14 protein-coding genes are annotated in these 13632 nt (G+C 62.6%); 9 read left to right on the forward strand and 5 right to left on the reverse strand.

All coding sequences use genetic code 11. The features are described 5' to 3' along the window. Nucleotides 1-2: 2 nt before the first annotated feature. From aroQ to lptG, 4 genes are all read right to left on the reverse strand, one after another. Nucleotides 3-446, reverse strand: a complete 444-nt coding sequence (gene aroQ / locus A3OO_RS0110210) for a type II 3-dehydroquinate dehydratase (RefSeq protein WP_018407746.1) — start codon at nucleotides 444-446, stop codon at nucleotides 3-5. 91 nt (nucleotides 447-537) lie between these two features. After that, nucleotides 538-1326, reverse strand: a complete 789-nt coding sequence (locus A3OO_RS0110215; protein ID WP_018407747.1) for a DsbA family protein — start codon at nucleotides 1324-1326, stop codon at nucleotides 538-540. Nucleotides 1327-1415: 89 nt separating this feature from the next. Beyond that, complete coding sequence (locus A3OO_RS0110220; RefSeq protein WP_018407748.1) at nucleotides 1416-3998, reverse strand: LPS-assembly protein LptD; 2583 nt, start codon at nucleotides 3996-3998, stop codon at nucleotides 1416-1418. Further along, nucleotides 3998-5083 carry an LPS export ABC transporter permease LptG gene (gene lptG, locus A3OO_RS0110225; RefSeq protein ID WP_018407749.1) on the reverse strand — a complete coding sequence of 362 codons (1086 nt, stop codon included), beginning with the start codon at nucleotides 5081-5083 and terminating at the stop codon, nucleotides 3998-4000. The genes A3OO_RS0110220 and lptG overlap by 1 nt, the downstream gene beginning before the upstream one ends. Before the next feature lie 389 nt (nucleotides 5084-5472). Here lptG and A3OO_RS0110235 point away from each other — a divergent pair, with 389 nt between their 5' ends. Continuing rightward, the gene (locus tag A3OO_RS0110235; protein ID WP_018407751.1) at nucleotides 5473-7023 is read left to right on the forward strand and encodes a leucyl aminopeptidase; all 1551 of its coding nucleotides are present in this window, start codon (nucleotides 5473-5475) and stop codon (nucleotides 7021-7023) included. A gap of 47 nt (nucleotides 7024-7070) precedes the next feature. Here A3OO_RS0110235 and A3OO_RS0110240 read toward each other — a convergent pair whose 3' ends face one another. After that, nucleotides 7071-7856 carry a hypothetical protein gene (locus tag A3OO_RS0110240; protein WP_156824793.1) on the reverse strand — a complete coding sequence of 262 codons (786 nt, stop codon included), beginning with the start codon at nucleotides 7854-7856 and terminating at the stop codon, nucleotides 7071-7073. A gap of 234 nt (nucleotides 7857-8090) precedes the next feature. Between A3OO_RS0110240 and A3OO_RS0110245 the strand changes: the two genes are divergently transcribed. From A3OO_RS0110245 to A3OO_RS0110280, 8 genes are all read left to right on the forward strand, one after another. Further along, a complete protein-coding gene (locus tag A3OO_RS0110245; protein WP_018407753.1) occupies nucleotides 8091-8486 on the forward strand; it encodes a DUF4383 domain-containing protein in 396 nt (131 codons plus the stop codon). A 59-nt stretch (nucleotides 8487-8545) separates the two neighbouring features. Continuing rightward, nucleotides 8546-8851, forward strand: coding sequence for a BON domain-containing protein (locus A3OO_RS0110250; protein ID WP_040573800.1), 306 nt, complete (start codon nucleotides 8546-8548; stop codon nucleotides 8849-8851). A gap of 84 nt (nucleotides 8852-8935) precedes the next feature. Beyond that, on the forward strand, nucleotides 8936-9415 hold the full coding sequence (locus A3OO_RS0110255) for a DNA polymerase III subunit chi (protein ID WP_040573801.1): 480 nt from the start codon (nucleotides 8936-8938) through the stop codon (nucleotides 9413-9415). Further along, on the forward strand, nucleotides 9382-10116 hold the full coding sequence (locus tag A3OO_RS0110260; RefSeq protein WP_018407756.1) for a class I SAM-dependent methyltransferase: 735 nt from the start codon (nucleotides 9382-9384) through the stop codon (nucleotides 10114-10116). The genes A3OO_RS0110255 and A3OO_RS0110260 overlap by 34 nt, the downstream gene beginning before the upstream one ends. Then, nucleotides 10113-11165, forward strand: coding sequence for an ABC transporter ATP-binding protein (locus A3OO_RS0110265; RefSeq protein WP_018407757.1), 1053 nt, complete (start codon nucleotides 10113-10115; stop codon nucleotides 11163-11165). Before A3OO_RS0110260 ends, A3OO_RS0110265 begins: the two co-directional genes overlap by 4 nt. Nucleotides 11166-11342: 177 nt before the next feature. Then, nucleotides 11343-12254 (forward strand): ABC transporter permease, encoded by a 912-nt coding sequence (locus A3OO_RS0110270; RefSeq protein ID WP_018407758.1) that lies wholly within the window; start codon nucleotides 11343-11345, stop codon nucleotides 12252-12254. After that, nucleotides 12254-13087, forward strand: coding sequence for an ABC transporter permease (locus A3OO_RS0110275; protein ID WP_018407759.1), 834 nt, complete (start codon nucleotides 12254-12256; stop codon nucleotides 13085-13087). The genes A3OO_RS0110270 and A3OO_RS0110275 overlap by 1 nt, the downstream gene beginning before the upstream one ends. Continuing rightward, a complete protein-coding gene (locus A3OO_RS0110280; RefSeq protein ID WP_018407760.1) occupies nucleotides 13084-13632 on the forward strand; it encodes a CDP-alcohol phosphatidyltransferase family protein in 549 nt (182 codons plus the stop codon). Before A3OO_RS0110275 ends, A3OO_RS0110280 begins: the two co-directional genes overlap by 4 nt.

The raw sequence follows: 13632 nt of genomic DNA on the forward strand, positions 1-13632 counted from the left end.
TCTCAGCTCTTTCTCAGTTCGTTTTCAAAGACAGCGTCGAGGGCAAGAATGTATGAGAGCGGGCCGAAGCCCGCGATCACGCCGCGCGCCGCGGGCGAGATGTAGGAATGGCTCCGAAAGCTCTCGCGCGCGTGCACATTGGATAGATGCACTTCGATGACCACAGCTTCCGCGCCCTTGATCGCATCATAGAGCGCGATCGATGTGTGCGTCAGCGCGCCAGCGTTCAAAATGACAGGCGCCCCCGCGCTGCCGGCTTCATGGATCCAGTCGACGAGATCGCCTTCGTGGTTGGATTGCCGGAAAACCAGCGACACGCCGCGTTCGGCGCAACGCTTTTCCAGCGTCGCGCGGATATCGTCGAGCGACGCCGTTCCGTAGATCGCGGGCTCACGCCTGCCGAGAAGATTGAGATTGGGACCGTTAAGCACATGGACGGCTGACATAGCGCTTCCGAAAACGTTCCCAGAAAAATCTCAAGGCGGCAGGCTGTCTGTCTTAGCCTCGTTGTCGCCGCAAAGGAAGCCCGTCGCCGCGCTAGCAGACGGACTTGCCGCATTTGCGCATGTTTTCGATCTTGGCTTTCAGTTGCGCGTAGGGCACGCCGCCGACGATCGCCTCTTTGCCGATCACCCAGGCGGGCGTTCCATCGAACCGCAGCTCATCGGCCAGCGTCGCGACTTCCTTCAGTGCGGCCTTTGTCTCTGCGCTCGACATGTCTTTCTCGAGACGGGGCATATCGGCACCGACGTCCTTCGCCGCGGCCAGCGCCTGCTGCTTGCCGATGTGGCCGCGAGTCGTGAGCAGCTTGCGATGGAATTCCCAGAACTTCTGGCTGTCGAGCTGCATGCGCGCGGCGGTCGCGACCTGCGCCGCCTCGACGGAGTCGGGGCCGAGAATGGGGAAGTCTTTGAGCACCACCCGCAACTTGGGGTCCGCCTCGATCAACTTGGCGACCGAAGCCATCGACTGCTTGCAGTAGCCGCAGTTGTAGTCGAAGAACTCGACGAGCGTGACGTCGCCGCTCGGATTGCCCACGACGGCCTGGTTGGGCGAGTTCACGATTTTATCACCGTGCTGGCCGACGGCCTTTTCGCGCGTGGCGGCCTCGGCGACTTTCTCGCGCTTTCCCAGTTCGTCAATTGCTTCCCGGACCACTTCCGGGTTCGCAATGAGATAGTCGTGCACGACCTTCTCGATCTCAACCTTCTGCTTGCCTGAAAGCTCCTCGGCGAAGAGCGGCGTCGCCGCGCCTAGAGCGAGACATGCGCCGGCGGCGAGCGAGATAAAAAAGCTCATTGCATTCTCCTTTGCGCGACAGCGCATTCGTGTCGGGTCCCTTCGTCGCCGCGCTTTTAGCACAGGGGGCGGCGGGCGTCCTCCCGACCGAGGATAGAACAATTATCTAGAGCAGCTCAGCGGGGCAGGGCGGCGGCGGTCCCCACGCCATCGTTCACCAGCATCGAACCGACGCCGTAGTTGAACTTTGCTTCGCCCAGGGTGCGCAGCTGGAGCGTGACCATTATCGTCTGGTTGCGCGCCGGCAGGCCCGTGTAGGACTGCGGCTGATAGATCTGCGAATAATTGATCGACAGCGTCGTGCATTCGTCCTGATAACCGATGCCGCCGCCGAGCGTTGCGACCGAGAATAGGGGCGCCGTGCCGGTGAGATTTGAGCCCGTAAGCGTCGTTCCGTAGTAGGTGGTCGTTGGATTGGTGAGCGAGTTATAGAGGTAGCGGCTCATATCGAAGGTGACGGTGCCCATCAGGAAATAGTTTTTTGTGATGTCGTATTTTCCAGTCGCGGAGAGTCCCTGACGACGCACGTCAAAGCCAATCGCCGGCTGTGACGCGTAATTCGCGTATTGGAGCTGGAGCGAGATCGGATCCAGATTCATTGTCGCGAACACGTCGAGCCGGCGCGCGCGCAAGTTGCCCTTATCGAAGCGGCCCTTGGCCACGAGGCTGAGAACGGATGAGGGCGCAAAGGCGAACCGCCCGACGATGTCCGACGCGCGCGAGTCGAGGCCGGAATCGAGGCCGACATTCGCCGCGTCAGCCTGCGCATAGGAGTTGGCGCCGGCGATCTGCCGCGACTGGCCGATCATCGCGTTGATGAAGCCGCCATTGGACAACGACAGGGTGGCCTGGCCGCCATAGTTGAGGCGCGTGCCTGTCTCGAACCGGTCGTAGCCAGAGAACTTGCTCCACTCGAACAGCGTTGAATCGTCGAAAACGAGGCTTTGCGCGTCGATGTTCACCAGCGATGGAATTGAAGTCTCGTTGGGACGGGCGATGACCTGCGCGATCGGTTCGAAGACGATGTCGCCGATAAAGCTTCTGGCGAGGATCGGGTAGCGCCATTCGGCGCCGAAGCCCGGGAGCGCCTGGCCGCGGAAGCGGTTGTCGGCGCCGTTGAAGAACTGGCCCTGCGCGGCATTGGGGATCGCCGACAGACTTTGGTTATAGATCGGGAACAAGCCTTGCCGGTCGTAATCGAGATAACTTCCGACGAAACGCGCGAACGCGAACGGGGTCCACACGCCGCCGACCGGATCGATGATTTTACGCTTCCAGGCGCCGCTGATCGTTGCGTGCTGATAATCGCCGCCGACGCCGCGCAACAGACAGCCGCTCTGCGCCGGGTCGGGCGCCCGCCCGTAAATCTGGCAAACGTTGTAGAGGCTATAGATGCGGTCGAGCGTTCGCGGCTGTATGGACTCGAAGTTCGCGACGTTGGCGGAAGTGCTCGTCACATTGGCGTCGAGTTCAACCTGTCCGCCAACGCCTGCCGTCGCCGCAGGATCGATGTCGAAGACGCGGTTATAGTCGATCACCGGATGGACGACGGGCTGCTGCGCCTGCACGTCATTGGGCGACAGCAGCTGGAAATAGTAGCCGCGCATGTCGAAATAGCTGCGCGGTCCTTGGCCGGTCAGATAGATCGTCGATGACGCTTCGCGGAAGAAATAGTTCTGCAGGAGATAGTTGTACTGCTGATAGTCCTGCAGGAAGTAGCGATCGGACAGCGCCGTGATGTCCCAGCCAGCGCGCCAACGGTCGTTGAGCCAGAATTCGCCGAAAGACTGGAGGGCGCCGCGCCACTGCTTGTTGCCGGCGCCAAGCGGGGCTTGCGCGAAGGCGCCTGTGTCTCCCACATGCGTGCCCTGACCGCGGATCGTGTAGCCGCCATTATCAAAGCGCTGACGGAATTCGGCCGTCACGAACGGGCCCTGCCGGGAAAAATAAATCGGCGTTACGGTGAGGTCGTAATCCGGCGCAATCGCCCAGAAGTAAGGCACGCCGACGCCGGCGCCGAGCTGCTGGCGATAGATGAAGACCGGTGACAGAAAACCGGACTTGCGCTTCACCGACGGGTCCGGCGACGACCAGAACGGCACATAGGCGACGGGCACGCCAAGAAGTTCGAAAGACGCATCCTCGTAATAGACCATCTTCTCGACGTTGTCGTGAATGATCCGTTTGGCGCGAACCGACCACGTGCGCGGCTTTGCGGGATCGTTTCGACAGGCCTCGCAGGCGGTGTAGGTGCCCATTTCGAAGGTCGTCGTCTCGCCGGTCCGCTCGGCGCGCGGCGAGGTGAAATGCGTGTTGTTGACGGTGTCGACCTGCAGGCTCTCGATGAACCCGTTCTTGAAATCGTCCGTGAAGTCGAAACGCTCGGCCCTGGCGATGGAGCCGTCGGTCTCGGTCAGCGTGGCGTGGCCCTCGGCGAAGACGCGCGACGTGTTGCGGTCATAGGTGACGCGGTCGGCTTCGAGCAGCCGGCCCTTGTAATAGATCTGGACGGCCCCGCGCGCCGTGACGGTGTTCTTTTTCTCGTCATAGACGAGCTCCTTGGCCTCGACGACCATGCGCGCATCGGCGCCCGCGGCCGGCGGCGCGGCAGCGGCGGAGTGCGTGGCGAAGGCCGCCTCGACGAGAGCGAGCGCGCCCGCAAGAAGGGATAGGCGCCGGGAGGAGCTGGTGAGCGCCATCAGCCGTCCTCCGAATAGAGCAAAATGACCGTGCCCAACATGCTCCCGACAAGCGCAGGCGACCATGCGGCCACTACAGGGCTGACCATGCCTGCGCCGCCGAGATCCGAGAGGACTTTAGTAACGATGTAAAGCACGAAGCCTGCGGCCACGCCACCCGAAAGGGTTTTTGCGACCCCGCCAAATCGAAAGAATCTTAATGAAAAGGAAGCGGCGACGAGAACCATGGCGACGAGCAGCAGCGGTCGCGCAAGAAGCGTCTGAAACTGCAGCCGATAGCCGGTCGCGTCGAGACCCGCTTCGGCGGTGCGCGCCGTCATTTCCGGCAGCGACCAGAACGGCGTGCCTTGCGGCGGCGTCGTCGCCGCCGCAACCTGCTCGGGCGTCAGGTCGGTGGCGAGCATGTAAGAACCGACGCTGCGCGCCGGCTCTCCGGGCAGGCTGACCTGCGCGTTTTCGAGCACCCAGACCCCGGGCTCGAGTCGCGCGTGACGCGCTTCGACCCGCTCCAGGAAACCGCCGCGCGCCGCGTAAATGTTGACGCTGACCTCCGCGAGCTCCGAGCCGCCATTCGAGGAGTTCATGGCGTGCATGATCGCGAGGCCGTCGACGCCATGCTGGCGCAGCCAGACGCCGTGGTCGATGCGCAAACTGCCGGGCACGCCGAAAAGATCCCACTCCATTTGCTCGGAGCGCTGTTTCATCGACGCCGAGAGCGGGTTGTAAATCGCCACAGACACAACCCCGATGAGCAGGGCGGTGAGCGCCGGCGGCGCAATGAACTGCCAAACCGACATGCCGGCGGCGCGAGCGACGATCAATTCAAGCTTCCTGGTGAGGTCGACGAAGGTCGCCATCGATCCGAAGAGAACGGCGAAAGGCAGGATCATCTCGGCCGCCGCCGGCACCCGCATCGCCGTCATCAGCGCAACGGTCGCCGCGCCGGCCTGCGGATTGTCGCTGGCGCGCCGCAGCATCTCGACGAACACCACGACGAACATCAGGCAGAAAATCGTAAAAAAGATCGCCAGAATCGTACGCATAAACCGCAGCGCAAAATAGCGCGTGATCGTCGCCCCGATCATGGCTGCGGCTGTCCTCCATAGTGTTCTGGCGCGCCGCCCCAGGCGGGAGCAGTTAAAGCCCTGTTAACGATCGCTAGACGCTCGCATCTTTGCGCGCAAGCGTTGCGCGGCTCCTGTGAGCCGCCCCGACATATTCAATTCGCGAGCGTTGCTTTTGCGCCACGCCGGATTTCTGCGTAAAGATCGCGGCGATTCCGCGGCGGGATGCGAATCTGGAATAGTTCAAACATGACCAGAGCCGCGATTGACCGCGGTCGCCCGCGGGAAGATATTGCGGGCCGCTCCCGTTAAATTGCGCGCCTGGCGCGCCGCCGGCGCTAACTTTCTCAAAAACCGACGCATTCGCGCCGGAACGACTTCCGCTTCGGCGGAGGAGGCAAGAGGCCCTGATGCTCGTCAACGCCAAATATGAACTCCAGCCCTTCGACGCCGCTGAAGCGCTGCTGCGCCAGCCCGAGGACGCCGCGCATCCGCGCACCCTCGTCGTCTTCGTGGGCCGTGATCTCGCCATGGGCGAGCGCGCCGCCAGCGTGCTCAAGGATGCGGCCGCGCATCTTTCTCGCGCCGCCGCGGCGGCGAAATTCAAGGGCAAATCGGGAACGTCGCTTGAGGTTCTGGCGGCTCCCGGCGCGCCGGCGAGTCGGGTGATTCTGATCGGCCTCGGCGCCGCGGAGGAGACCGACGGCGGCGAAGCCGCCAAGCCCTTCGAGGACTTCGTGGCGCTTGGCGGACAAACCGCGGCGAAAATGGGCGCTGGGGCGCGGGCGGTCGTGCTGTTCGACCTGCCGGAAGGGATTTCCGCCGCTCACGATTCGGTCGGCCAATTCGCGCTCGGCGGCTGGCTGCGCGCCTATAAGTTCGACCATTACAAGACAAAGAAGAAGGACGAGGCGGATCGCGACGGGCCGATGGAGGTCGTCGTCGCCCTGGCCGATCCGGACGGCCATAGCGCCGCGATGTCGGATGGCGGCCATTTGGCGGAAGCCGTCATGCTCGCAAGGACTCTCGTCAATGAGCCGGCGAACGTCCTGACTCCGCCGGAATTCGCCCGCCGCGCGTCGGAGCTGATGAAGCTTGGCGTTGAGGTCGAGGTCCTCGACGAGAAGGCGATGTCCGAACTCGGGATGCGGGCGCTGCTCGGCGTCGCGCAGGGGTCCGAGGCGGGCGCCCGGCTCGTCGTGCTGCGCTGGAGCGGCGGCGCCCAGGGCGCGGCGCCGCTCGCCTTCGTCGGCAAGGGCGTCGTTTTCGACTCCGGCGGCATTTCGATCAAGCCCGCCGCCTCGATGGAGGACATGAAGGGCGACATGGCCGGCGCCGCCGCCGTGACCGGCGCCATGTACGCGATCGCCGCCCGCAAGGCGAAGGCCAATGTCGTCGGCGTGCTCGGCCTCGTCGAGAACATGCCGGACGGCAAGGCGCAGCGGCCGGGGGACATCGTCAAATCCATGTCGGGCCAGACGATCGAGATCGTGAACACCGACGCCGAAGGTCGGCTCGTCCTCGCCGATGCGCTGACATACGTTATAGAGAAGCATCAGCCCGCCGCCGTCATCGATCTGGCGACGCTCACCGGCGCCATTCTCGTCGCCCTGGGCCAGGAATATTGCGGGCTTTTCACCAATAGCGACGAACTCGCCGAACGCCTGACCAAATCCGGGAACCACATCGGCGAGAAGCTGTGGCGCATGCCGATGGGTCCCGCCTATGACAAGCTGATCGACTCGAAATTCGCCGATATGAAGAACACCGGCGGCCGGCATGCCGGCTCGATCACCGCCGCGCATTTCATCCAGCGTTTCGTCGGCAAGACGCCCTGGGCGCATCTCGACATCGCCGGCACGGGCATGGGTTCGCCGATGAGCGACACCAACCAGAGCTGGGGCGCAGGCTGGGGCGTGCGGCTGCTCGACCGGCTGGTGCGGGATTATTATGAGGGGTAGCGGCTCGGGGCCTGCGAACGCGTCTAGAGACGGCGCTTGTCGCCGCCTCAGGCGCCCCGCTCCAAATTATTATTATAGCGCTGTTCCGCCTTTTGCAGTTCAACGAATCGGTCGGAACTCAAAATGCTTCCAACGATCATCTCCGCATGTTCTTTGTCACAAAAAATCGTGTCGAGCATAAATAGTATAGGCACATAGCGTGCGCTCTTCACTTTCATCGAAATAAAACTGCTAACAATGTTCTTGTCGATGCTTATGTCTTGAATCGCCGAACGGGCCTTATTCATCCATACACCCCTTTTATCGAGCTCAAAGACAAAACTGTAATATGGATTCTTGTCGATTGCGAGAGGGCCGGCCGGAACAGGCTTAAAAAAGCTCGCCCCACCTCCTGAAGATGATGCAGCGAAAGACCGCCCAAGCGATATCGCGAAACCACTATTGAACTCAAATATTTTAACAGACGTAGCAATGTCATAGTCATAGCTCTCCAAAGAATATTTAACAAAAAAAACATTAGCCCTTTCCTGAACGCAATAACACGTTGATATGCCACGACGACTTCCAACGTAGATGAGGCCTTTGCCCACCCTATAGTAGTGTAGCAGCAACAAGATAGGGTACGACATGGCTATAATCGCTGCTGTAACTGCTAGGTCTGTCACGGCTCCCCCAGAAGCCGCCAGAAATAACCACGGTACAATCATTGTGAGCAGCACGATATTAGGCCATCGAAAGGCACAGAGCCTGGCGTTCGCGCGAACCGCCCAGAGCGGCTCGATGTCGGCGATGTCGTCGTCCCGCTCGGTCGGTCGCATCTGGTCCGCCAACATGACGTCCGGTCTCTCCGCATCCCACAATAGCAATCAAACTCGATGCTTAACCGCTTCGCTTGCGTCGTCAAGCCGAAGTGCGAAGAAACAACGGGATTATACCCAGATCGCTATAGCTTTGCGCTCTCACTATAGCTTTGCAGCTTAGTATATTGCGCATTTTTAATGGAAATTATTTCGCGCCGCCCAATCTGATGGTCAGTTCAGTTGGTCCTGGACTGAAAGGAACGCATCATGATCGAATCTCGATGGAACGCGGATTTTATCGCGACCATTCTCGGCGTCGTGTTCGTGGCGGTCGGCCTGCTGGGGTTCATCCCCAATCCGATTGTCTATGACGGCGGCTACTTCCACGTGAATACAGCCCATAACTTCGTGCATCTCATCACCGGAGCGCTCTTGCTGCTCAGCCCCTATTTCGGCGTCCCGGTCCTCATGATTCGCACAGTGGCCATCGTCTATACGGCGATCGCCATCCTCGGCTTCCTTGCGCCAAACGTCGCAGAGTTCGGTGGGCTGGTGGAGATGAACCACGCCGACCATTGGCTGCATGCATTCCTGGCTGTCGTCCTGCTCGCGATCGGCTTCACGAAGCCCATGGAACGATCGGTCACCACGGCCCATATGTAAGAGCTTGCAAAGCGCCGCGCCGCAGCCTTGGGGCTGCGGCGCTTTTGGCCGAGGCTGCGATGACCGATATGGACACAGTGGAGCTTCGCGACGCCGTCCGCGAGGCTCTCGACAAAAGCCCTCTGGCGGACGCCAAGTCGATCTCGGTGGAGATCGTCGAGGGACACGTCGTGCTCAAGGGCTCCGTCGCCTCGGCGGCTGAATGGATGGAGGCGGAATACGCCGCTTCAACAGCCGCTTCGCCCCTCAAAGTCAAAAACGCCCTGACCATCAGCGGGGTTTGGGAGGCGCCGAAAGACGACGTCTACCAGGCTGGCCTTGAATCTTTTCCCGCAAGCGATCCGCCCTCCTGGACGCCGGGCTGAGGGCGCCCCTAGGAAGAGCGGCCAGCCTTAAAACTTGCGCGAGAGGGAGAGTTCCGACATAGCCGGGGCCGAAAGGTGCCCGCCATGCCCGAGATCGCCTTCTATCATCTCACCCGCGCCACGGTGGAGCAGACGCTGCCAACGCTCCTCGAGCGTTCACGCGCGCGTGGCTGGCGCGCCATCGTGCAGGCGATGAGCGATGTGCGCCTTGCTAAACTTGACGCAGATCTCTGGTCGTATCGTCCGGAGAGCTTTCTCCCACACGGGACGAAAGCGGACGGCGCGCCGGAGGCGCAGCCGATCTATCTCACCTGCGAGACCGACAACCCCAACGACGCCGAGGTGCGGTTTTTCATCGAGGGCGCGCGCATCGCTCCCGCGCTCGCCGGCTCTAGTGCGCCCCGCGAACGCGCCGCGCTGGTTTTTGACGGACGCGACGACGCCGAACTTGCCGACGCGCGCGCGCAATGGAAAGAACTGCGCGATCTGGGCTATAGCCTCGTCTATCACCAGCAGAGCGAGAGCGGCGGATGGGAAGAGAAGGCGCGCGAACCGAAGTCCTAAACGAAGATTTCGCCGAGCGCCGCGCCCGAGCGCGCGAAAAGCTCGACGCCGTTGATCCGCATAAACGCTCGGGAGGAATCGCGGCTGATCCCAAGCGCCGGGAATGGTTTGAAACCGTCTATTCGCTAGCGGAAGGCGATCCGGCGGGCGTGCCCTGGGTGCATCTTGAGCCGCGCCCGCTGCTTGAAGATTGGCTGGCCGCCCGCTCGCTCATCGGCCTTCGCGCGCTCGACGTCGGCTGCGGACTGGGCGACAACGCCGAAGCGCTGGCGCGCGCCGGCGCGCATGTCGTCGCGTTCGATCTCGTCGAGCGCGCCGTGCAATGGGCGCGTGAGCGCTTTCCTCAGAGCAAGGTCGACTATCACGCCGCCGATCTCTTCGATGCGCCATCGGAATGGCGCGGCGCCTTCGATCTCGTGCACGAACTCTACACGCTGCAGGCGCTTCCCGAGACGCTTCTCCCCGACGCTGCGCGGGCGCTCGCCGCCTTTGTCGCGCCGGGCGGAACGCTGCTCGTCATCTCGCGGGCGCGCGATGACAATGAGGAGATTAGCGGCCCGCCATGGCCGCTCGCGCGGAAGGACATCGAGGCGTTCGCCGTCGCCGGCCTGCGGCTCGTTTCGCTCGAAGATATTCCACCGAGCGGGCATCTCGCTCGCCATTGGCGCGCGGAGTTTCGTCGCGACGAGGCGGGCGGGTGAGCGCGCCGCTGCTGTCGATTAAAAGCGTCAGCAAAAAATTCGGCGCGGTCGTTGCGCTCGAGGAGGTGTCGCTCGACGTGGGGGCCGGCGAATTCTTCGCGCTGCTCGGCCCGTCGGGCTGCGGCAAAACCACGCTGATGCGTTGCATTGCGGGTTTCGAGTCGCCGGACGCCGGAACGATCGCGCTGAGCGGCGTCGATCTTTCAGGCGTGCCGCCCAACCGGCGCCCTGTGAACATGATGTTTCAATCCTATGCGCTGTTTCCGCATCTCAACGTGTTCGAGAACATCGCCTTCGGACTGCGCCGGCAGGGCGAGACCAGAGACGCCATCGACGCGCGCGTCAACGAATTGCTCGCGATGACGCAGCTTTCGGTTTTTGGCCATCGGAGAATCGCCGAGCTGTCCGGCGGACAGAAGCAGCGCGTCGCGCTGGCGCGCGCGCTCGCGCCGCGTCCGAAAATGCTGCTGCTCGACGAGCCGCTCGGCGCGCTCGATCGCAAGCTGCGTGAAGAGACGCAGTTTCAGCTCAAGGAAATCCAACGGCGGACGCAAACGAGCTTCGTCATCGTCACACATGACCAGGATGAGGCGCTGGCGCTTGCCGATCGCATCGCAGTGATGCGGGCGGGCAGGGTGGAGCAGGTCGCCGGGCCGATGGAGATTTACGACCGGCCCGCGACGCGTTTCGTCGCCGGCTTCGTCGGCGAAACGAATTTCATCGAGGGACGCCTGGACCGCAACGGCGCTGCGGCGCTGATCACCGAGTTTGGACGAATCCCCTGCGAGCCCGGAAATCTTCCGGACGGCGCGCAGGCGACGCTCAGCGTGCGCCCCGAGCGGATCGGCGTTGCGCGCGACGGCGAGGGAATCGTGGGCTTTGTCGAGGATTTCGTGTTTCGCGGCGAAACGACGCTGCTGCGGGTGCGCGTCGCCAGCAACATCGTTCTGCGGGCGGCGGCAAGCCATGGCGAGCGCCACGCGATCGGCGACTCGGTGAGGCTCAGCTTCCCGCCTGGCGCCGGCGCGCTTCTCGCGGAGGAGAGATAGGGTGAGGTTAACAATGAATGCGCGGCGCAACGCGGATTTCCTCATCCTGAGGAGGCCTCGGAGAGGCCGTCTCGAAGGACGAGGAAATCCAGTCGCGCGGGAAGCCGCGCCTTCATCCTTCGAGACGCCTGCTGCGCAGGCTCCTCAGGTTGAGGGCGCTTACGGCGGCGCCGTGGCATGAGCGCACGCCGCAAACTCTCGCTCGGCGAGCGGCTCGTGATCGCGGCGCCTTATCTGTGGATCGGCGCCTTTTTTCTTGCGCCGATGCTGCTCATCGCCAAGATCTCCGTTTCGCAGTCGGTGCTGGCGCGCCCGCCCTATCGGCCGATTTTCGAGCCTTCCGACAGTTTGGCCGCCATTTGGGCCAAGGCGCAGACTTTTACGTTTGACGCCTATCGCGCCCTCGTCAGCGACACGCTTTATCTCGAATCCTATCTATACTCGCTTACGATCGCCGCGGTCTCGACGCTGATCACGCTGATCATCGCCTATCCTTTCGCGCTCGCCATGGCGCGCGCGCCCGAGCGGCTGCGTCCCCTTCTCATCGGCCTTGCCGCGGCCCCGTTCTGGACGAGCTTTCTCATCCGCGTCTACGCCTGGATCGCGCTGTTGAAGGATGAAGGGCTGATCAATAATGCGCTGATGGCGCTGGGGCTTATTACCGCGCCGCTGCAAATGTTCGCGACGACGGGCGCTGTTGTCGTCGGCATCGTCTACTCCTATCTGCCCTTCATGCTGTTGCCGCTTTATGCGGTGCTGGAGCGCCAGGACCCGAGCCTTCGCGAAGCGGCGGCGGATCTCGGCGCTTCGCCGGCGCAAGTGTTCTTGCGCGTGACGCTGCCGCTTTCGCGTGAAGGCGTCGTTGCCGGCGCGCTTCTCGTCTTCATTCCCGCGGTCGGCGAATTCGTCATTCCCGATCTTCTCGGCGGCTCCGAGACGCTGATGATCGGGCGAACCTTGTGGAACGACTTCTTCTCCAATCACGACTGGCCGGCGGCCTCGGCCGCGGCGATCGTGCTCGTCGCTGTGTTGATGATTCCGCTGCTGCTGTGGGAGCGGGCGCGGCTTGCCGATGAGGGAGGCGCCTGATGAGCGCGGTCGTTTCCTGGGCGCGGCGCGCGACTCTGCTGATAGGCTTCGTCTTCCTTTACGCGCCGATCGTCATTCTCGCGGTCATGAGCTTCAACGCGTCGCGACTCGTTTCGGTGTGGGGCGGATTTTCGACGAAATGGTATGCGGCGCTCCTGGAGAATGAGCAGCTTCTACATTCGGCGAAGATCAGCCTCGCCGCCGCGCTGACTTCGGCCACGATCTCGACCCTGCTGGGCCTCCTGGCGGCCATATCGCTCACGCGTTTCGGCCGCTTTCGCACGCGTTTCCTGTTTTTTGGCGCCGTGCACGCGCCGCTCGTTCTGCCGGAGGTCGTGCTCGGCCTCGCGCTGCTTACGTGTTTCGTCGCGTTCGGGGTCGGACGAGGTTTCATCACGCTGGTCATCGGTCATGTGACGCTGACAATGTGTTTCACGACGGTCGCGATTCTCGCGGCGTTGCGCGACAGCGATCCGGCGCTCGAAGAAGCGGCGATGGATCTCGGGGCGACGCCGTTCGGGGCCTTCGTCCGCGTGGCGTTGCCGCAGATCGCGCCAGCGATCGTCACCGCTTATCTCCTGGCGTTCACGCTTTCTCTCGACGATCTTGTCATCGCCAGTTTTGCGACGGGCCCTGGCGCGACGACGCTGCCGATGCGCATCTACTCACAAGTGCGTTTGGGCGTTTCGCCACAGATCAACGCCATTTCGACGCTGCTTCTGGCGCTCGTCGCCGTAGCGCTCGGACTCGCGGCGCTTGTTTCTTCCAGCCGCGCGCGGCGCGACGGCCAAGTGGTGACAAGCTTGGCGCGTGCGCCAGATAATGCATCATGACAAAAAATTGGTTCGCTTCTCTTCCGAATTTCATCACCATCGGCCGTCTCGTGCTGACGCCAGCGGCGATCATCTTGATCGTCGAGCGTCAATGGACCGCCGCCTTCCTGCTATTCGCCGTCGCCGGCCTGTCCGACGCCCTCGACGGTTGGCTGGCCCGGACCTACCATCTCCAATCTGAACTCGGCGCGATTCTTGATCCCATCGCAGACAAGGCGCTGATCGTTTCAATGTACGTCACGCTCGCCATTGTCGACGCGCTGCCGGCGTGGCTCACAATCATGGTGGTCTTTCGCGATGTCATGATCACTGGCGCGGTGTCGCTGTCCTGGCTCATGGGCCGGCCGATGAAGGTGCATCCACACTTTTCTTCCAAGGCGACCACCGCCGCGCAACTGGTGTTCGCGGGCGTGGTTTTGGCCGCTCAGGCATACGGCCTTCATATTCCGCTGCTAAATGTGACGCTCATCGCCCTCGTCGCCGCATTGACCGTTGCTTCCGCCTGCGTCTATCTGTGGCTTTGGGTCCAGCATATGAGGCTGTGA

This window comes from Methylocystis rosea SV97 (assembly GCF_000372845.1).
In the GTDB taxonomy this organism is placed as follows: Bacteria; Pseudomonadota; Alphaproteobacteria; order Rhizobiales; family Beijerinckiaceae; genus Methylocystis; species Methylocystis rosea.